17 protein-coding genes are annotated in these 18,332 nt (G+C 75.3%); 8 read left to right on the top strand and 9 right to left on the bottom strand.

Annotation, left to right across the window (positions count from 1 at the left end; translation table 11 throughout):
- Window positions 1-276 precede the first annotated feature (276 nt).
- Window positions 277-1,203 carry an NADP-dependent oxidoreductase gene (locus IG64_RS09260; protein ID WP_037854011.1) on the top strand — a complete coding sequence of 309 codons (927 nt, stop codon included), beginning with the start codon at window positions 277-279 and terminating at the stop codon, window positions 1,201-1,203.
- Window positions 1,200-1,955, top strand: coding sequence for a GNAT family N-acetyltransferase (locus tag IG64_RS09255; protein ID WP_037854010.1), 756 nt, complete (start codon window positions 1,200-1,202; stop codon window positions 1,953-1,955). The genes IG64_RS09260 and IG64_RS09255 overlap by 4 nt, the downstream gene beginning before the upstream one ends.
- A 28-nt stretch (window positions 1,956-1,983) precedes the next feature.
- Here IG64_RS09255 and IG64_RS09250 read toward each other — a convergent pair whose 3' ends face one another.
- Complete coding sequence (locus tag IG64_RS09250; protein WP_420709901.1) at window positions 1,984-2,478, bottom strand: MarR family winged helix-turn-helix transcriptional regulator; 495 nt, start codon at window positions 2,476-2,478, stop codon at window positions 1,984-1,986.
- Between the two features lie 82 nt (window positions 2,479-2,560).
- Between IG64_RS09250 and IG64_RS09245 the strand changes: the two genes are divergently transcribed.
- Together IG64_RS09245 and IG64_RS09240 are read left to right on the top strand one after the other, a co-directional pair.
- Window positions 2,561-3,757 (top strand): membrane protein, encoded by a 1,197-nt coding sequence (locus tag IG64_RS09245; RefSeq protein WP_037854008.1) that lies wholly within the window; start codon window positions 2,561-2,563, stop codon window positions 3,755-3,757.
- 171 nt (window positions 3,758-3,928) lie between these two features.
- A complete protein-coding gene (locus IG64_RS09240) occupies window positions 3,929-4,804 on the top strand; it encodes a putative protein N(5)-glutamine methyltransferase (protein WP_037854006.1) in 876 nt (291 codons plus the stop codon).
- A 107-nt stretch (window positions 4,805-4,911) separates the two neighbouring features.
- Here IG64_RS09240 and IG64_RS09235 read toward each other — a convergent pair whose 3' ends face one another.
- Window positions 4,912-6,990, bottom strand: a complete 2,079-nt coding sequence (locus tag IG64_RS09235) for a SpoIIE family protein phosphatase (protein WP_037854004.1) — start codon at window positions 6,988-6,990, stop codon at window positions 4,912-4,914.
- A gap of 291 nt (window positions 6,991-7,281) precedes the next feature.
- Here IG64_RS09235 and IG64_RS09230 point away from each other — a divergent pair, with 291 nt between their 5' ends.
- The 3 genes from IG64_RS09230 to IG64_RS09220 all read left to right on the top strand — a co-directional run bounded on the left by IG64_RS09230 (window position 7,282) and on the right by IG64_RS09220 (window position 10,717).
- Complete coding sequence (locus tag IG64_RS09230; protein WP_037854002.1) at window positions 7,282-7,653, top strand: hypothetical protein; 372 nt, start codon at window positions 7,282-7,284, stop codon at window positions 7,651-7,653.
- Window positions 7,654-8,046: 393 nt separating this feature from the next.
- Window positions 8,047-10,062: an NADPH-dependent 2,4-dienoyl-CoA reductase gene (locus IG64_RS09225; RefSeq protein WP_037854000.1), complete on the top strand. Its 2,016-nt coding sequence runs from the start codon at window positions 8,047-8,049 to the stop codon at window positions 10,060-10,062.
- Between the two features lie 109 nt (window positions 10,063-10,171).
- Window positions 10,172-10,717, top strand: a complete 546-nt coding sequence (locus IG64_RS09220; protein WP_037853998.1) for a PadR family transcriptional regulator — start codon at window positions 10,172-10,174, stop codon at window positions 10,715-10,717.
- 185 nt (window positions 10,718-10,902) lie between these two features.
- Here IG64_RS09220 and IG64_RS09215 read toward each other — a convergent pair whose 3' ends face one another.
- Both IG64_RS09215 and IG64_RS09210 read right to left on the bottom strand, forming a co-directional pair.
- Window positions 10,903-11,445, bottom strand: a complete 543-nt coding sequence (locus IG64_RS09215; RefSeq protein WP_037853996.1) for a hypothetical protein — start codon at window positions 11,443-11,445, stop codon at window positions 10,903-10,905.
- A 374-nt stretch (window positions 11,446-11,819) separates the two neighbouring features.
- Complete coding sequence (locus tag IG64_RS09210; protein WP_051812578.1) at window positions 11,820-12,839, bottom strand: fibronectin type III domain-containing protein; 1,020 nt, start codon at window positions 12,837-12,839, stop codon at window positions 11,820-11,822.
- Window positions 12,840-13,247: 408 nt separating this feature from the next.
- Between IG64_RS09210 and IG64_RS09205 the strand changes: the two genes are divergently transcribed.
- Window positions 13,248-13,961, top strand: coding sequence for a glycoside hydrolase family 75 protein (locus tag IG64_RS09205; protein WP_037853993.1), 714 nt, complete (start codon window positions 13,248-13,250; stop codon window positions 13,959-13,961).
- Between the two features lie 55 nt (window positions 13,962-14,016).
- On the opposite strand, the gene IG64_RS09200 is transcribed toward IG64_RS09205, so the two are convergent.
- The 5 genes from IG64_RS09200 to IG64_RS09180 form a co-directional block, all read right to left on the bottom strand.
- Window positions 14,017-14,430 (bottom strand): PTS-dependent dihydroxyacetone kinase phosphotransferase subunit DhaM, encoded by a 414-nt coding sequence (locus tag IG64_RS09200; RefSeq protein ID WP_037853992.1) that lies wholly within the window; start codon window positions 14,428-14,430, stop codon window positions 14,017-14,019.
- Between the two features lies 1 nt (window position 14,431).
- Complete coding sequence (dhaL, locus tag IG64_RS09195) at window positions 14,432-15,112, bottom strand: dihydroxyacetone kinase subunit DhaL (RefSeq protein ID WP_078883899.1); 681 nt, start codon at window positions 15,110-15,112, stop codon at window positions 14,432-14,434.
- A 45-nt stretch (window positions 15,113-15,157) separates the two neighbouring features.
- Entirely contained in the window at window positions 15,158-16,150 is a 993-nt protein-coding gene (dhaK, locus tag IG64_RS09190; RefSeq protein WP_037853991.1) for a dihydroxyacetone kinase subunit DhaK, read from the bottom strand.
- Between the two features lie 173 nt (window positions 16,151-16,323).
- Window positions 16,324-17,403: a class F sortase gene (locus IG64_RS42815; RefSeq protein ID WP_267883397.1), complete on the bottom strand. Its 1,080-nt coding sequence runs from the start codon at window positions 17,401-17,403 to the stop codon at window positions 16,324-16,326.
- Window positions 17,387-18,316, bottom strand: coding sequence for a DUF305 domain-containing protein (locus tag IG64_RS09180; RefSeq protein ID WP_158771517.1), 930 nt, complete (start codon window positions 18,314-18,316; stop codon window positions 17,387-17,389). The genes IG64_RS42815 and IG64_RS09180 overlap by 17 nt, the downstream gene beginning before the upstream one ends.
- Window positions 18,317-18,332 lie beyond the last annotated feature (16 nt).

The following is an 18,332-nucleotide window of genomic DNA, read 5'->3' as shown; positions in this document are numbered from 1 at the left end:
CCGTACGTGCTCGCCGGACCTGCTCCCGACCCGGGCGCGGCCGGCCGGTGTGACGGCTGTATGAACTCTCCGGCGCGCACCCCGGTCACCGGGAATAGCCGCCGGACGATCTCCCTTGCAGGTGGCGTGCCGGCCGAGGCCGCCCCGCGGCGGTCAGGTGACGGCGCGGACGGCACGGAAGGCGCGGTGCGGACGGCGGCGGACGTGCGGCGCCGGCGGCGGCCCGCGCGACAGCGCGGGCCGGAGCGAACGTGACAGCGAAGGAGAGTGGGAGCGATGCCGAAGGCGTACGTCTTCACCCGGTACGGCGGTCCGGAGACCGAGGCGCTCATGGACGTCGACCGGCCCCGGCCGGGTCCCGGACAGATCCTGATCGCGGTGCGCGCGGCGGGGGTGAACCCGGTCGACTGGAAGCTGCGCACGGGTTTCCGGCGGCCGGGCGAGAGCGGTGAGCCGGTCTTCCCGGTCGTCTTCGGCAGCGAGGCGTCCGGTGTCGTCGAGGAGGCCGGTGACGGCGTCACCGGCTTCGCCGCCGGGGACGAGGTCTTCGGGAACGTGGTGGCGGGCGGCTACGCCCAGTACGCCCTGCTCCCGGCGGCGCTGACCGCGCACAAGCCCGCGGCGGTCCCGTTCACCGACGCGGCCACGCTGCCCGTCGCCGCGGCCACCGCCTACGACGGCCTGCGCCAGCTCGACCTGCCGGCCGGGGCCACCGTGCTCGTCACCGGCGCGGGCGGCGGGGTCGGCGCGGCGGTCCTGCAGATCGCCCGCGCCTTCGGGCTGCGGGCCGTGGGCGTCGCGAGCGGGGGCAAGAAGGACTTCGTCGAGGGGCTCGGCGCGGTGCACGTGCCGTCCGGGCCCGGGTGGGCCGAACGCGCGCGGGCCGCCGCGGCGGGCGCCGCCGACGGCGTCTACGACCTCGTCGGCGGCGAGGTGCTGAAGGAGGCGGCGGACCTGGCCGCCGACCGCACGAAGCTGATCACCGCCGGCGCGCCGGAGTCCGACGTCGAGGCGCTGGGCGGCGCGCGGGTGCGGCGCGCCCGGACCGCCGCCGTCCTGGACGCACTGGCGGACCTGGTCGCACGCGGCGCCCTGGACCCGCACGTCACCGCGACGTTCCCGCTGGAACGGGCCGCCGAGGCGCTGCGCACCGTGGAGGACGGGCACGCTCGCGGCAAGGTCGTGATCGAGGTCGCCGCGTGAGCGTGCGGTCGGGCCGCACCGATGGCGGGCCGGTGCGCGGGCACGTCCTCGACCACCCGGCCCTGGCCTCCCTGACCGGCCCGCACGCCCGCTTCGCCGAGCGGCGCGGACGGGTGCTGCGCTACCCGGTGGACGTGTCGCCGTGGTCGGCGCTGCCCGAGGAGCCCGACGCCCGGGACTGGGCGGACCTCGCCGCCCTCGCCGGGCCCGGCACCGAGGTCCCCCTGCCGGGGTTCACGGGCCGGGTGCCCGCGGACTGGGAGATCACCTTCCGGGTCGAGGGCGTGCAGCTCGTCGACGACGGCCTGGCCGCGGCCCCCGATCCGGAGGCGGTCCGTCTCGGCCCCGCCGACGTGCCGGAGATGCTCGCGCTGATCGCCCGCACCGAGCCCGGCCCGTTCCTGCCGCGCACGATCGAGCTCGGCACCTACCTCGGCATACGGCGGCAGGGAGCGCTCGTCGCGATGGCGGGGGAGCGGCTGCACCCGCCCGGGTACACCGAGATCAGCGCGGTCTGCACGGACCCCGCCTTCCGCGGCCGGGGCCTGGCGAGCCGGCTCGTGTCGGCCGTGGCCCACGGCATCCGGGCCCGCGGCGAGACGCCCTTCCTGCACACGGGGGCCCGGAACACGAACGCCGTACGGCTGTACGAGTCCCTGGGCTTCCGTCTGCGGCGCCGCACCGCCTTCCTCGCTGCCCGCGCGCCCGAGAAGGCGGAGGGCGGTGCGGTGGCCGCGGCGCCGGCGGCGTAGCGGCCACCCGCCCGGGCCCGGGTCCGGGTCAGCCGCCGTCGGGCGGTGTCCAGGAGTTGTAGCGGGTCAGGTAGCCGGCGAAGCGCTTCAGGTCCTCCTCGGGCCACTCCGCCAGCCGCTCCTGGAAGGCCGCCCGGCGGCTGTCGGTGACCTGGAGGAGGAGCTGCCGGCCGGCGTCCGTGAGGTGCAGCACCTGGACCCGGTGGTCCTCCGGGTCCAGGCGCCGTTCGATGAGCCCGGCCCGTTCCAGCGCGGCGACCTGCCGGCTGACGGTGGACTTGTCCAGGGCGTAGTGCGCGGCCAGGTCGGTGGCCCGGCAGCCGCCGCGCTCCTCCAGGTGCCCGAGCAGCGTGTAGGAGACCAGCGACAGCTCCGGGTGCATGCGGCCCGCGGAGGCCCTGGCCCGGCGGGCGAAGACCGTCATCTCGCGCTGGATGGTCTCGACGGGCCCCTCCCGGGCAGGACCGGTCGCGGTCGCGCCCGGGGCGGCGGCGCGCCCCCCCGGTTCTTCGGCTGCTGTCACGGAATACCTCCCCGGCTCATTCTGGTTGTATAGTACAACTGAAAACGGAGTTGTATATGCCAACCATTGGAGGTCGTGAGCGATGAGGTCGCCTGCGCTGCGCCATGTGCTCACCCACCTGATCACCCCCCTGCTGATGTGCCTGGGCATGGGGCTCGCGTACATGGGCGCGTTCGTCACCCCGGAGCCGCACCACCTGCCCGTCGCGGTCGTGGGCTCGGGTCCGCAGGCCAAGGTGTTCGCCCAGACGGTCAAGGACGCGGCCGGCGACCAGCTCGACGTCCGCACGGTCGGCACCCGGGACCGTGCCGTCGACCTGCTCATGTCCCGCGACATCGACGGCGCCTACGTGCCCGGCGCCAAGGCCCCGGAGGTGATCGTGGCCGGCGCCGGGTCCGACATGAGCGCCACCGCCGTGGAGAAGGTCTTCACCCCGGTCGCCGCGCGCCAGGGCCTGCCGCTGAAGGTGACCGACGTGGCCCCGCCGACCTCCCACGACCCCACGGGGCAGGGCCTGTTCTTCCTGCTGGTCGCGCTGAGCATCGGCTCCTACGCCTCCGTCGCCGCCATCGGCGCCGCGGGCGCCGCCCTGCCGATGCGGATCCGCGCCCTGCTCACCCTCGGCGTGTCCGCCGTGGTCGGCGGCATCGGCGCGCTGCTCGCCGGTCCCGTCTTCCACCTCGCCCCGCACAGCCTGGCGGGCATCTGGGGCATGGCCTGGCTCTACTCCGCAGGCATCCTCTTCATCGGCGTCGGTCTGCACACCTTCCTCAAGCGGTGGACCACGCTCACCATGATGGTGCTGTTCGTGATGCTCAACTTCACCACCTCCGGCGGTCTGTTCCGGCCCGAACTCCAGAACGGCTTCTTCGGCACCCTGCACGCCTTCTGGAACGGCGCCGGGTTCGTCGAGGGCGCCCGCAGCCTGCTGTACTTCGGCAGCGACGGCCTCGGCCGCAACCTGTGGACCCTGGTGGTGTGGCTGCTGGCCGGACTGGCGGTCACCGCGGTCGCGGCGGCCTGTGAGGGACTGCGGACGTCCGCCTCCCACGGGGCGCACGCGGCCGGGGGAGCGCATGCGGCGGGCGGCGCCCACGCCGCCGGTGCGCCGCGCACGGCGCCCGCGCTGCCGGCGCGGGACCCCGGAGAGGCGGAGCGCTCGCAGGAGACCGGCTCGCAGGGGACCGGCTCGCGGGCGCCCCGCGCGAGCACCGAAGCGGCCGACGAGGCGGCCCGCGAGGCCGCCGAGGAGGAGACCGAAGAAACCGTCGCCGTCTGAAGGTTGGGGTAAGGTGACCTGCGGTCGTGGACGCTCCCGGCCGCAGGAGACGGAGGAGGTGAGACCCATTACCGCTGTGTCGGCTCGGGTGCTCTCCTCCCACCGGGCGCGGATCACCGTCGGCAGGTGACCGCGGGAGCACCCTTCGCTTCCGAAAGGTCTCGGCCCTCCATGCCTGAACTTCACCCCTCTTCGCCCGAGTTCTCCCCGTCCTCCGCTCCGGCGGAACCTTCCCCTTCCTCCGCCGGCTCCGCGCCCGCCCCCGTCCCGCCGGATCCGGCCGCACCCGCCGCGGTCGTCGCGGCGCTGCGCGCGGCCGGCTGCGTGTTCGCCGAGGAGGAGGCGGAGCTGATCCTCACCACCGCCCGCACACCGCACGAGGTCACCGCCCTCGTGGAGCGGCGGGCCGCCGGCCTGCCGCTGGAACAGGTGCTGGGCTGGGCGGAGTTCCACGGTCTGCGCATCGCCGTGGACCCGGGCGTTTTCGTGCCCCGTCGCCGTACCGAGTTCCTGGTCGGCCAGGCCCTGGCCCAGGTGCCCGACGCCTCCGTCGTGGTGGACCTGTGCTGCGGCTCGGGCGCGGTGGGCACGGCCCTGGCCGGCGCCCTCGGCCCGGTCGAACTGCACGCCGCCGACATCGACCCGGCGGCGGTGCGCTGCGCCCGCCGCAACGTGGGCGCCGCCGGCGGCCGGGTCCACCAGGGCGACCTGTTCGAGGCGCTGCCCGCCGCGCTGCGCGGCCGCGTGGACATCCTCGCCGCGAACGTGCCCTACGTCCCCACGGACGAGGTCGCCCTGCTGCCCTCCGAAGCCCGTGACCACGAACCGCCGGTCGCGCTCGACGGCGGCGCCGACGGCCTCGACGTGCTGCGCCGGGTCGCCGCCGGTGCCCCCGGCTGGCTCGCCCCCGGCGGCTGCCTCCTCGTCGAGACGAGCGGGCGCCAGGCACCGGCGGCCCTGGCCGCCTTCGAGGCGGCGGGACTCACCGTGCGCCTGGCCGCCTCGGAGGAACTGGCCGCGCACGTCGTCGTCGGCACACGGCGATGATCGGGGCTCCGGGCGGGTCGGTGCCGGAGCCGAGGCGGGCCGGCTTCGGTCCGGGTCCGGGTCCGTGGGAGGGTGGATGCCGGTCTCGTGGCTGCGGGTCGGTACACCTAGGACGGTGTCTGTGCGCGGGCGACGAGCAGTGCCACGTCGTCGTGGTTGTCCGGCTGGCGCAGCGTGCGCAGCAGCAGGTCGCAGAGCTCCTCCAGCGGACGCAGCGGATCGTCGAGGAGCGACAGCAGCAGGTCCAGGCGTTCGTCCAGCGGATGCCGGCGGGTCTCGACCAGCCCGTCGGTGTACAGCACCAGCTGGTCGCCGGGTTCCAGGCCGACGGTGGTGGTGGAGAACGCGACGCCCCCGACGCCCAGCGGCACCCCGGTGGGCAGGTCGAGCAGCTCGGGCAGACGGCCGGCCCTGACCCGGGCCGGCGGCAGGTGCCCGGCGTTGGCGATCCGGCACTGGCGCAGCCGCGGGTCGTGGACGGCGTACAGGCAGGTGGCGATGGAGTGGTCCAGGCCGTCGGTGATCCGGTCCAGGTGCTCCAGGAGCCGCGCGGGGTCGAGGTCGAGCGAGGCCAGGGCCTTCGTGGCGGTGCGCAGCCGGCCCATGGTGGCCGCCGCGCCGATGCCGCTGCCCATGACGTCACCGACGACCAGGGCCGTCTTGTCGTCCTCCAGGGGGATCACGTCGAACCAGTCGCCGCCCACCTCGGTGGTGGCCCCGGCCGGCTGGTAGCGGGAGGCGACCTCCAGGCCGCCCGTGACCGAGGGATGGTGGGGCAGGAGGCTGCGCTGCAGGGTGAGGGCGGTGTCGCGGGCGTTCTGGTACCAGCGCGCGTTGTCGATCTGCACCGCCGCGCGGGCGGCCAGCTCGCGGGCCAGCAGGACGTCGTCGTCGCTGAAGGGGTCCGGGTTGCGGGTGCGTTTGAGGTCCAGGGCGCCGAGCACCTCGCCGCGCGCGATGAGCGGCACGGCCAGGTACGAGTGCACGCCCGCCCGGCTCAGCAGCACGGCGGCCTCCGGAGACCGGGCGATGCACGTCAGGTCCTCGTCCGTCACATGGGCCACCAGCACCGGCTCTCCGGTGCGCACGCACCGGGTGACCAGGCGGTCGGGGTCGTAGCGGGCGATCTGCCCGGGCGTGTCGGCGGCCTCCAGGGCGTCCGTGGCGTGGTCGGCGCGCACCGCGAGCGCTCTGATCACGGCCGGCTCGGCGGGCCCCAGTGTGCTGCGGCGGCCCGCGACGACCGCCTCCAGCAGGTCCACGGCCGCCACGTCCGCCAGTTCCGGCACGGTGACGTCGGCCAGTTCCCTGGCCGTGCGGTCCAGGTCGAGAGTGGTGCCGATCCGGGCCGAGGCGTCGGCGATCAGGGCCAGGCGCCGCCGGGCGGCCTCCGCCTCGATGCCCGCCCGGTACTGCTCGGTGATGTCGACGACCGACACGGCCACGCCCAGCGGGGTGCCGACCGCGTCCTCGAGCCGGTACATCGACACCGACCAGGCGTGGTCGCTGTCGGGGTCGGCCGGCGTCCTGCCGACCGCGAAGACGTCGACGACGGACCGTCCCGTCTCCAGGACGCGCCGCGCCGCCGACTCCACGGCCTCGGCGTCCACCTGGACCAGCACCTCCGGGACGGTCCGGCCGATGTGCTCCTCGGCGCTGACGCCGTCGATCCGCTCCAGCGCCGGGTTGACCGACACGTAGCGCAGGCGGGTGTCGAGGACGGCGAGGCCGATCGGCGACTGCGAGACGATCCGCGCCGACAGGGCCACGTCCCGCTCCAGTCGCCGTACGGTCGACTGGTCCGCGGCGAGCCCGAGCGCGTAGACGTCCCCGCGGTCGTCCAGCAGCCGCATGTTGCGGAACTCCACCAGACGGGTGCTGCCGTCCTTGTGCCGGATGGGGAAGGCGCCCGCCCAGCTGCGGCCGGTGCGCAGGACGTCGGCGAAGAGTTTGATGACCACGTCGAGGTGTTCCTCGTGCACCATGATGCGGGCCGCGTACTGGCCCAGTGCCTCGCGCGCGGAGTAGCCGAACAGTTCCTCGGCCTGCGGGCTCCACAGCACGATGCGTCCGTCGGCGTCCAGCACCACCGAGGCCACGCGCAGCACGTCGAGCAGGCCGCTCGGCTGCACCGGACCGGAGACCGGCTCGTCGCCCTCGGCCAGGGGAGCCCCGGCTGCAGTCATCCCACGCACCGCCTTCACCCGTCCACGCGGCCCGCCGTCCCCGGTGCCGGCACACCCCGTCGTACCGCGCCCCCGCTCACGCCGAGAGGGTCCGCCGCTTCCCTCCACCATCTCTCAACACCCGGGCGGCCGTCCCCCCGAATGCGCCGGAAGGACCGCCCCGAAGCGGCCGGGAGCGCCGGTAGTGCCGCACAGGCGGTGGTGCTTTGCTGGAGAGCAGTGAGGGTGGAGCGCGGCTTCGGGGGAACCCCTGTGCGGTAGTACAGCGCGGTCACGAGAGGAGCGATCACGATGGAGAGCGAGCGAGCGCACCCGGAGTCCGTCTCGGTGGAGCTGAGCGGATGCAGCAAGGAAGACGCCCGGACCGTGTTCGACGCCCTGTGCGCCTGCTATTCGTCCGACCGGTGTACGGACGACGTTCCCCGGGACTTCCACGAGGTACGCCCGACGGTGTGGCTCGGCACCTTCGACGTCGCCGAGACGACCGGGTCCGAGTGCGGCCCCGCCCGGCTCGGGGCGTCCGTCACCGCGGACGTGCAGGGCGGCTACTGGGCGATCGACAGGTTCCGTACGACCCTGGACTCCCTGTTCACCGTGCACGACCTGGCCACGGCCTCCGGGGACCAGGAGCGGGAGCTGCACGTCCGGCTGGAGAGCCACTGAGGGCCCACGGCCGCGGATACGGACCGCGGACCACCGACGGCGGCGGGTACGGCCGGTGACGGCCTCGCCCGCCGGCGGGCGGCGGCCGCCTTCACGGCGGTGACGGTGGCCCGTACGACGGTGACGGGACGGCCGGGGCGGTGAAGGCGGCCGGTACGGCGGTGCGGGCCGCCGCGGGAAGGCGGCGGCCCGGCGCCGGGATGACGGCGCGCGGCCGTCGCCCCCTGCGCTTCCGTCCCACAGCGATCCCACATCCCCTGCCCTGTCGCCCGGAGGACGGCCGGCCGCCCTCCGGGCGAGGCACACGCATGCCCCACGTTTGTGCAACAAGTTGCATAACAGTCTCCGGGTCCTCTACAACTAGCGGGTACGACACCACGCACGGAGGGCCCGATGAGCCGTTACCCGCACCTGCTGAGCCCGCTCGACCTGGGCTTCACCACCCTGCCCAACCGTGTCCTCATGGGCTCGATGCACGTCGGGCTCGAAGAGGCCGAGGGCGGCTTCGAGCGCATGGCGGAGTTCTACGCGGCGCGGGCCCGCGGGGGAGTGGGCCTCATCGTCACCGGCGGCATCGCCCCCAACGACGAGGGACGGCCCTACGAGGGCGGGGCCACGCTGACCGACGAGGCCGAGGCCGCCCGGCACCGCACCGTCACCGCGGCCGTGCACCGCGAGGGCGGCCGGATCGCCCTGCAGATCCTGCACTTCGGCCGCTACGCCTACCACCGCGACCTGGTCGCTCCCAGCCCCCTCCAAGCGCCCATCAGCCCCTTCGTACCCCGCGAGCTGACCGACGCCGACATCGAGCGGACCATCGACGACTACGCGCGCACCGCCCGCCTCGCCCGGCAGGCCGGGTACGACGGCGTGGAGATCATGGGCTCCGAGGGCTACCTGATCAACGAGTTCGTCGCCGCACCGACCAACCAGCGCACCGACCGCTGGGGCGGCTCCTACGAGAACCGCATGCGCCTGCCGGTCGAGATCGTCCGCCGGGTGCGCGAGGCGGTGGGCGAGGACTTCATCCTCATCTACCGGCTGTCCATGCTCGACCTGGTGCCCGGCGGCTCGACCCTGGACGAGGTGATCACCCTCGCCCGGGCCGTCGAGGCGGCGGGCGCCACCCTCATCAACACCGGCATCGGCTGGCACGAGGCGCGCATCCCCACCATCGCCACCTCCGTGCCGCGCGGCGCCTACACCTGGGTGACCAAGAAGCTCATGGGCGCGGTCTCCGTCCCGCTCGTGACCACCAACCGCATCAACACCCCCGAACTCGCCGAGCGGCTGCTCGCCGACGGCTGCGCCGACATGGTGTCCATGGCCCGCCCGATGCTCGCCGACCCCGACTTCGTCGCCAAGGCCGCCGCCGGGACCCCCGAGGCCATCAACACCTGCATCGGCTGCAACCAGGCCTGCCTCGACCACACCTTCAGCGGGCAGATCACCTCCTGCCTGGTCAACCCGCGCGCCTGCCACGAGACGGAACTGGTGCTCTCGCCGACCCGCCGGCGCAAGCGCGTCGCCGTCGTCGGGGCGGGCCCGGCGGGCCTGGCCTGCGCGGTGGCGGCGGCCGAACGCGGCCACCAGGTCACCTTGTTCGACGCCGCGAGCGAGATCGGCGGGCAGCTCAACGTGGCCCGCAAGGTCCCCGGCAAGCAGGAGTTCGAGGAGACGCTGCGCTACTTCCGCCACCAGCTCGCGGCGCACGGCGTCGACGTGCGGCTGGACACACGCGTGGGCGCGGACGACCTCACCGGCTACGACGAGACCGTCGTCGCCACCGGTGTCACCCCGCGCACCCCCGACATCCCCGGCGTCGACCACCCGCGCGTCCTCGGCTACCTCGACGTGCTCCAGCGCGGCGCCCCCGTCGGCGAGCGGGTGGCCGTCCTCGGCGCGGGCGGCATCGGCTTCGACGTCGCCCAGTACCTGACCGACGGCGGCGGCAGGACGAGCGAGGACCCGGCGGCGTACTTCCGCGCCTGGGGCGTCGACACGGACTACCGCACGCCCGGCGGCCTCGCCGCGCCCGAGCGGACCGCTCCGCCGCGCACCGTCCACCTGCTCCAGCGCAGGACCACCAAGGTCGGCGCCGGGCTGGGCAGGACCACGGGCTGGATCCACCGCACCGAACTCAGGCACCGCGGCGTCACCATGGTCCCCGGTGTGCGCTACGACCGGATCGACGACGCCGGACTGCACATCACCGTCGACGGCACCAGCCGCGTCCTGGAGGTCGACACCATCGTCCTGTGCACCGGGCAGGAACCGCGCCGGGACCTGTACGACGAGCTGCTCGCCGCCGGACGCAGCGCGCACCTCGTGGGCGGCGCGGACGTGGCCGCCGAACTGGACGCCAAGCGCGCCGTCAGGCAGGGCACGGAACTGGCGGCGGCCCTGTAGCACCGCGGTCCGGCCGCCCGGGACCCGGCCTCCGCCCGTCCCGGGCGGCCCGGTCAGGCCCGTGCCGGGCCGGGTCCGGCCCGACCCCGCCCTCCCTAGGATGGACCGCATGTCACTGCCGCACGCCATCCTCACCGCCCTGCTGGAGAAATCGTCCTCGGGGCTGGAGCTGACGCGCCGCTTCGACCGGTCGATCGGCTACTTCTGGTCGGCCACGCACCAGCAGATCTACCGCGAGCTGGGAAAGCTGGAGGCGGACGGCCTGATCCGCACCCTGCCGGCCGAGCAGCCGGCCCGCGGGCAGAAGAAGAGCTACGAGGTCCTGCCCGCGGGCCGTGCGGAACTGGCCCGCTGGAGCGCCGCCGCGCAGGACCCGAAGCCGCTGAGGGACGCCCTGCTGCTGCGGCTGCGCGCGGCCGCGGTGGTCGGCACGGCAGGCATCCAGGACGACCTCCGACGCCATCTGGAGCTGCACGAACGGCAGTTGGCGGAGTACCGGGAGATCGAGGAGCGAGACTTCCCGCCCGGCCGGGACGGCGCGCAGGACCGGCTGCGGCACCTGGTGCTGCGCGCCGGCATCGACCTGGAGACCTTCTGGACCCGGTGGCTGGAACACGCCCTGGAGGAGTTCGCCGAGCTGCCGGACGGCGCTTGAGAGCTGCGAACGGCATGGGCGTCCGGTCAGCTCGCGGCGTCCGGTGCGTCCGGTGCGTGCGGGCGCAAGGCGCCGGAAGGTCCTGCAGCGGAGCCATCGGGGCCTTTCGGCAACGCCGCGAGCGTGCGGGCCGGGCGTCGCGGGCCGGGCGCCCGTTCGGTTCGCGGCTCCGAGCGCGCGGACCCTCACAATCGGTACGGCCTGGGGCGGCGGCGCAGCACCCAGCCCGTGGCGATCAGTCCGGCCCCCACCAGGGCCCCGCCCGCCGCGAACGTGACCGTACGGTAGTCCCTGACCGCGCCGCCGAGCCCGCCCATCACACCGCGCGACGGCCGGGCGGGCGCGGACGTGGCCGAGACCGTCGGTTTCGAGGCGGCCGCGACGACGATCGACTGGGTGCCCGCGGTGATGTTGTCGGAGCACACCACGATCACGGTGTAGGTGCCCGGCCGCACACTCTGCCAGGCGGCCGACTGGCTCACGGTCGTCCCCGCCAGCGCCGACCTGCGTCCCTGGGCGAAGCTGGTCTGCCCGGGCGCGAGCAGCGACGCCGTCCCCCAGCCGCCGCCGACCAGGGTGCACGCGCTGGTGGTGACCGACACGGTGGAGCCGTTGGCGCTCACCGAGATGCCCGGGCCCGCGGCGGCCGGCGCGGCGGCGAGGGCGAGAGCGGCGGTGACCGCCGCCGCGGCCGGGGCGGAGCGCGTGAGTGGCTGAGTGTGGCGCATGGGAGTCCCTCCGGCGGCACGGTCGGCGGACCACCCCATGTGCCGCCGGAGATAGGGAATTCGCCCGTGCTGCCTCCTCAAGGGGCAGCCAACGCCCCGGGGGCGCCCATCGCACGCGCGGCGCGCCCACCCGGGTGACCGCCGCCGCGGCGGCGGCTCCGGCGGACGGACGCCACCGAGGGTGCGGTGAGCGGCGGGGGGCCTGTCCCGAGGGTGCGGTGACCGGTCGGGGGTCCCGTATCGAGGGTTGGTGCGGTGACCGGCCGGAGGTCCCGTGCCGGAGGTCCGGTGAGTGGCGGACGGTCTTCCGGCAGGGGCCGCCCGTCGTCCGGCGGGCGGCCCCTGCGCACGGGCCCGGGCCCGGCGGACCGCGGCTACCGGCGGCCCTGCCCGGTGGTCACCGTGCGCTCCGGCGAGAAGCCGCCCCAGGTACCGTCGGGCAGCCTCGCCCGCAACCGGACCCGGTGCGCGGCCCCCGCTTCCCGGCCCAGGTAGAAGCTGTACGACGCCGTCCCGCGCGGCGGCGTGCCGCCCCAGACCAGGGAGGTGGCCGGTCGCCCGTCGAGTTCGATCTGGTACTCCGTCACCACGGTCTCCGTGCGCGGCGCGACCCAGTCGAGGTCGAGGTAGTACGCCCCCTCCGCCCGGTGGGTCGCCGCGTGGAACGCGGTCGGCGCGGTGTCCCGCCCGTCGTCGGAGCCCGGCGTGGTGAGCGGGAGGGCGGCGCTCGCGGGGGAGAGGTTGCCGGCCGCGTCGCGGGCCCGCACGGTGAAGGAGTAGCGGGTGCCCGGCCGCAGCCCGGTGAGCACCGTCGCCGTCTGGTTCCCGCCCACGCTGTGGATCCTCGTGGCGCCCTGGCAGATGTCGTAGGAGACCACGCGCCGGTCGTCCTCGGAGGGCTGCCAGGACAACTGCACGGCCCGGCTGCCCACCGTCCGGCCGCGCGGGGAGCGCGGGCGGGACGGGGCCGAGCGGTCGGCCGGGGCCGCCGCGGGCGTCGTCGCCCGCACCGGCCGGCTGCGCGGCCCGAGCCTGCCCTCGGTGTCCAGGGCCCGCACGGAGAACACGTACGCCGTCGACGGGCTGAGCCGGGTGACGTCCGCCATGTGTTCCGTGGCCGGTACGTCCGTCACCCGCGCGGTGCCCCGGTAGACCCGGTACGCCCGGACGCCCGACCCGGAGGGCGAGGCGTTCCACATCACGTGCACGCTGGTGGCGCTGCCGGCCGCCGCGGTGACCCCGGTGGGCGCGCCGGGGCCGCCGCCCTCCCCGCCGTCCGCGGCGCCCTGCCCGCACGCCGCGAGCAGCGCGAGCGCCCCGCAGGCCACGACGACACGCCCGGGAAGGCGGTGAACGCCGCCGGGCGGGGAAACCGGCTCGGGAACGCGTCGCACGAAGTCTGCCTCCCCGTCAACTGCGGCGCGGGAAGCCCGAACACCGCTTCGGCCAAGGTCCGGACCAATATGCCGCGTTGATGTGAGCCCATCAAGAGGGCCCGAGGTGTGCGCGCCGCGGGACCGGGCGGGGAGGGGCGCGCACACGGTTGCGTATGCTGAACCACATCTCAGCCGAACTCCCCGGAGTACCAGGGGAGTTCGTGCCGTGGCGCGGACCGCTGTCGTCGCTGATCCCGCGCCGTCGCCGGCGGCCGGGACGGCACGGGCCCAGCGGCCCGGCCCCCGGCCGTCCGGCAGGCATGACGCACTCCGCGCCGTCCGGTCCCCTAACGTGTGCCGCACGATCACCTTCATCACCGATGAGATGAAAGTCAGTCAATGTCCCCGAGGAGAGGGTTCCTCATCGTGCGTGTCCAGTCGCTGACCCTCGTCGCGGCGAGCGCCGCCCTGCTGGCTCCGACGACACTGCCCGCCACCCCCGTCCCGTACCGCCCCCCGGCGGAGCCGGCGGCCCGCGGCGACGGCGGCGTCGTGGCCGCCGACCTGCTGGCCAGGACCCGTCACTGCGCCCAGGTGTCCCACGGCCGCTACCGCTCCGACGCCGGCACTCGCGCCACCATCCCGGTCTGCGGGCTGTCCGGCGCCGTCTACTGGAAGGCGGACCTGGACATCGACTGCGACGGACGGCCCACCCGCCGCTGCAACCGGCGCACCGACCCGCAGTTCTCGCCCGCCGCCGCCTACACGCAGTCCGACGGACGCCGGCTGAACGCCGAGCGCCTGCCCTACATCGTGCTGCCCGCACCCAGCCGGATCTGGAACCACCGCGCCCACGGCCTGCGCGGCGGATCCGTCGCCGCCCTCGTCTACCGCGACCGGGTGCGCTTCGCGGTCGTCGGCGACACCGGGCCACGGGACGTCATCGGCGAGGCCTCCTACGCCGCCGCCCGCCAGCTCGGCATCCCCGCCGACCCGCGCGGCGGCGGCGCACGCTCGGGCGTGACCTACATCGTCTTCGAGAACTCCCGGGTCGGCCGCATCGAGGACCACGCCGAGGCCGTGGCTCAGGGCGAACGGCTGGTCCGGCGGCTGGTGGGCGGCAGGGCGCGGACCCGGTGACCGGGGGACGGGCCCGGCCCGCGGCCGGCGCCCCGGGCCCGTCCCCCGGCCCGGCTCACACCTTCCGGTAGGCGTAGGCGTCCGCGGCGGCCGCCTCGACCGCGTCGATCCCGGCCCCGGTGGCCGCCGTCACCACGGCCGCCACCGCGCCCTCGACGAACGGCGCGTCCACCAGCCGGGTACCCTCGGGCAGTTCGTCGCCCTCGGCGAGCAGCGCCTTCACCGTGAGCACGGCACTGCCGAGGTCGGTCAGCACGGCCACCCCGGCCCCCCGGTCCACGGAGGCAGCCGCCGCGGCGACCAGCTCCGCGCTGGTGCCCATGCCGCCGCCCTCCCGGCCGCCCGCGGGGGCCACCGCGACCCCCTCGGCCCCGCCCGCCAGTCCCCTCGCCAGCTCCGCCACCGACGCCGCGACCTCGGCGCTGTGCGACACCAGCACGATCCCGACCCGTGCGCCGTCACCACCCACGTCAGCCCTCCACCCCTTCGGCCGTCCCACTGCTCCCGCTCGCCCCGCCGTCCGCGCCGGTTCCGCTCGTCCCGTCCGCCGCGCTCGCTCCGGCCGCCTCGGCGAGGGCGGCGACCAGCAGCGCCGACGACGTGGCACCCGGGTCCCGGTGCCCGATGCTGCGCTCCCCGAGATAGCTCGCCCTGCCCTTGCGGGCCTGCAACGGCGTGGTCGCCTCGGCGCCCCGCTCGGCGGCGGCGCGCGCGGCGGCGAAGCCCTCACCGAGCGCGTCCACGGCCGGCACCAGCGCGTCGACCATCGTCTTGTCGCCCGGCGCGGCACCGCCCAGCTTCATCACCCCGTCCACGCCGGCCCGCAGCGCCTCGGCGAGCTGCTCGCCGGAGACCTCGGAGGCGTCCCCGAGCGCCTTGCCGGTGCGGCGCAGCAGCGTCCCGTACAGCGGCCCCGACGCGCCGCCGACCTTCGAGATCAGCTCCCGTCCGGCCAGCGTCAGGACCCCGCCCGGCGTGTCGGGCGCCTCCTTCTCCAGCGCGTCGCGCACCGCCGTGAAACCGCGCTGCAGATTGCTGCCGTGGTCGGCGTCCCCGATGGCCGAGTCGAGGTCGGTGAGCCGCTGCGCCTCACGGTCGACGGACGCGGCCGTCGCCGTCATCCAACGGCGGAAGAAATCGGCGTCGAGCACTGGAACTCCCTTGCGTGATGGATACGGACGAGGTGCCGGCACCGGTCACACACCCCAGCGCAGTCCCGGCGTGTTCACGGGCGCGTCCCACAACCGCAGCAGCTCCTCGTCGATCTGGCACAGCGTGACCGAGGCACCCGCCATGTCGAGGGAGGTGACGTAGTTGCCGACCAGCGTGCGGGCGACGGCCACACCGCGCTCGGCCAGCACCCGGTGCACCTCGGCGTTGAAACCGTACAGTTCGAGCAGCGGGGTCGCGCCCATTCCGTTGACCAGGAGCAGCACGGGGTTGCGCGGGCTCATGTCGTCCAGGATCGCGTCGACAGCGAAGTCCGCGATCTCGCCCGAGGTCATCATCGGCCGCCGCTCCCGGCCCGGCTCGCCGTGGATCCCGATGCCCAGCTCCAGCTCACCGGCCGGCAGGTCGAAGGTGGGGCTCCCCTTGGCCGGGGTGGTGACGGCGCTCAGCGCGACGCCGAAGCTGCGCGCGTTCTCGTTGACCTGCCGGGCGATCGCCTCCACGCGCTCCAGCGGCTGCCCCTCGTCGGCGGCGGCGCCCGCGATCTTCTCCACGAACAAGGTGGCGCCGGTGCCGCGCCGCCCCGCCGTGTACAGGCTGTCGGTCACCGCCACGTCGTCGTTGACGAGGACCTTCGCGACCCGGATGCCCTCGTCCTCGGCGAGTTCGGCCGCCATGTCGAAGTTGAGCACGTCGCCCGTGTAGTTCTTCACCACGAACAGCACACCCTGCCCGCTGTCCACGGCCGCCGCCGCCCGCAGCATCTGGTCGGGCACCGGGGAGGTGAAGACCTCTCCGGGACACGCGGCCGTCAGCATCCCCGGCCCCACGAACCCGCCGTGCAGCGGCTCGTGCCCCGAACCGCCGCCCGACACCAGGGCGACCTTCCCGGCCACCGGCGCGTCCCGTCGCAGGATCACCCGGTTGTCCACGTCGACCGTCAGCTCGGGATGGGCCGCCGCCATGCCGCGCAGCGCGTCCGCGACCACCGTTTCGGCCACGTTGATCAACATCCTCATGGGGTCTCCTCCATAGCTCGGCGCTTGCCTCCAGGGCCTGCTTCCCCGCAGGCCACCGGCGTGGACGGCGGTTGGCATGAGGCGCTGACGGCCGCCTGGCACCGGCGGCCGTCCGTCCCGTCTACTGAAGTATTGACCTTGTGGCGGCGAAGGTCACCTGCGTCCGTCTGCCTTCACCGCCTGTAGCGGCCGGTGACCGAGGGTGCCCGGGGCGCACCCGTGCCCGCCGGACCCGCCCCGGGCCGCCGCCCGCCGCCCGCGGAGTCCGTGTAGTGGGCGAACACGATGACGTTGCTGTCGTAACCACGGCCGCCGGTGTAGGTGCCGCCGCAGGTGATGAGACGCAACTCCGGTGCCCGCGTGGGCCCGTAGACGGCCTCGGTGGGAAAGCGGTCCTTGGCCACCGTGACCACGGTGTCGACGGTGAAGCGGGCGGTGATCCCGTCGGCGCGCAGCACGTCCACCCGGTCCCCGGCGCGGACCTCCCCGAGGCGCCAGAAGACGGCTCTGCCGCCGGGCAGCCGCGCGGAGTCCACATGGCCGAGCACCACGGCCGGCCCCGGCTGCCCGGGCGCCGCGCTGCCGTCGTACCAGGCGGCCTCGCGGGCCTGCTCCGGGCGGGGCACGGCGACCGTGCCGTCCTCGTTCAGGCCGAGACCGAGGACGTCCGCGTGGATGCCGAGGCGCGCGAGGTCGATCCGCACGGGCGGGGAGTGCCCCAGAGCGGGCGCTCCGGGGGGAGCGGCGGGGCGGGTGTCCGGCGGCAGGGACGCGCTCGCCGGGGCCCGGGGCGGCGGCTCGTGCGTCTCCAGGACCCCGCGGACCGCGACGGTCAGTCCCGCCAGGCCCGCGGTGACGCAGACGGCGGCCGGCCACAGCGGCCTCCCGCCCCCGCCACGCCCCGAAGACCCGCCGTCACGCCCCGGGTCCCCGGCATCGCCTCCGACAGGTCCGGGGTCGCGTCGAGGGCGCCCGGGGTCGTTCCCGGGAGGTCCGCCGCCTTCGGGGTGTCCGGGGCCGGGTCCGGGAGGGCCCGGGGCACCTCCGGGAAGTCCGGCGGGTCCGGGAAGGCCTGCATCGTCTCCAGGATGTCCGGCCGCCCGTCCGGGAAGGCCCGCGTCGTCTCCGGGAAGTCCGGGATCCTCTCCGGGAGGTCCGGCGGCGGGTGCACGATGTCCGGCGTAGGGGTCCGGACGCCCGTGGCCGCGCCCGGGGTGTCCCTGCCCGCCGTCGTCGTCAGCCGCGCGCGGCACCGCGCCGACGCCGCAGCAGGAGGAGGGCACCGGCGCCCGCGCCGGCGGCGGCCACGGCGCTCCCGGCGGCGATGAGCGGCGCGGTGGAGGCCTGGCCTGCGCCGTCCCCGGTGTCCGCCGCGCCCCGCGGCAGCACGGCCTGCGCCGACGCGGAGGCGGACGTGGACGTGGCCGCGGACGTGTCGGCCGGCGGGATGGCGGACTGCCCGGCGTGCCGGGAGAGCCAGGCCAGGAAGTCCGTGATCTCCGACTCCTGGCCGGTGGCCCCGGAGGCGGCGGCCGCCCGCAGCTCGGCGTGGACCGCACGCGCCTGCGGCTCCAGGAACTCGACGAGACCCGAGTTGTGGTGCGGGATCATCATGTTCACGAACGCACGGTCGAACGCCTCGCCGCCGGCCGTCGCGCGCAGCCCGGCCAGCAGGCGCCGGCCCTCCTGCTCCAGCCCCCGCACCGCCCTGCCGACGCCGGCGGGGAGCTTCGCCGACGCCTGCTCGGGAGTCATCCCGTACCACTGGCGCAACCAGCGGGTGAACTGCTCCACCTGGCGCTGGTGGGCGGTGATCAGGTCGTTCGCACGCGCGCGCAGCGCGCCGTCCGTGCCCCGCTCCGTCTCCAGCCGGGCCATGCCGATGGCCGCCTCGTGGTGCGCGATGATCCCCGCGAGGAAGGCCGTCTCCAGGTCCTTGCCGCGCAGCGCGGCTAGCTCCTCACCCAGGCGGCAGGCGAGCGGCGCCAGCGACAGGGCCGCCGGACCGTCGCCGCCGGTGCGCGCGTCGGCGGTGGGCGCGCCGGCGGTCGCGACGGGAGTCGGGACAGTGGTGCGGGCGAGTGCCGGTGCGGCCGGACCGCACAGGACGGCGCCGAGCGCGAGCAGTACGGCGCCACGACGGCGCCAGGGTATGGGTACGTTCACGGCAGAGCCTTTCTGG

This window comes from Streptomyces sp. NRRL S-340 (assembly GCF_000720185.1).
Classification (GTDB): Bacteria; Actinomycetota; Actinomycetes; order Streptomycetales; family Streptomycetaceae; genus Streptomyces.
Note: the sequence above shows the minus strand (reverse complement) of the source record. Positions and strands in the feature narration are given on the sequence as shown.

Excerpts from the sequence above, each read along its gene's own strand:
- IG64_RS09260 (WP_037854011.1), top strand. The coding sequence starts at position 277 with ATGCCGAAGGCGTACGTCTTCACCCGGTACGGCGGTCCGGAGACCGAG.
- IG64_RS09240 (WP_037854006.1), top strand. The coding sequence starts at position 3,929 with ATGCCTGAACTTCACCCCTCTTCGCCCGAGTTCTCCCCGTCCTCCGCT.
- IG64_RS09230 (WP_037854002.1), top strand. The coding sequence starts at position 7,282 with ATGGAGAGCGAGCGAGCGCACCCGGAGTCCGTCTCGGTGGAGCTGAGC.
- IG64_RS09220 (WP_037853998.1), top strand. The coding sequence starts at position 10,172 with ATGTCACTGCCGCACGCCATCCTCACCGCCCTGCTGGAGAAATCGTCC.
- IG64_RS09245 (WP_037854008.1), top strand. The coding sequence starts at position 2,561 with ATGAGGTCGCCTGCGCTGCGCCATGTGCTCACCCACCTGATCACCCCC.
- dhaK (WP_037853991.1), bottom strand. The coding sequence starts at position 16,150 with ATGAGGATGTTGATCAACGTGGCCGAAACGGTGGTCGCGGACGCGCTG.
- IG64_RS09225 (WP_037854000.1), top strand. The coding sequence starts at position 8,047 with ATGAGCCGTTACCCGCACCTGCTGAGCCCGCTCGACCTGGGCTTCACC.
- IG64_RS09235 (WP_037854004.1), bottom strand. The coding sequence starts at position 6,990 with ATGACTGCAGCCGGGGCTCCCCTGGCCGAGGGCGACGAGCCGGTCTCC.
- IG64_RS09215 (WP_037853996.1), bottom strand. The coding sequence starts at position 11,445 with ATGCGCCACACTCAGCCACTCACGCGCTCCGCCCCGGCCGCGGCGGCG.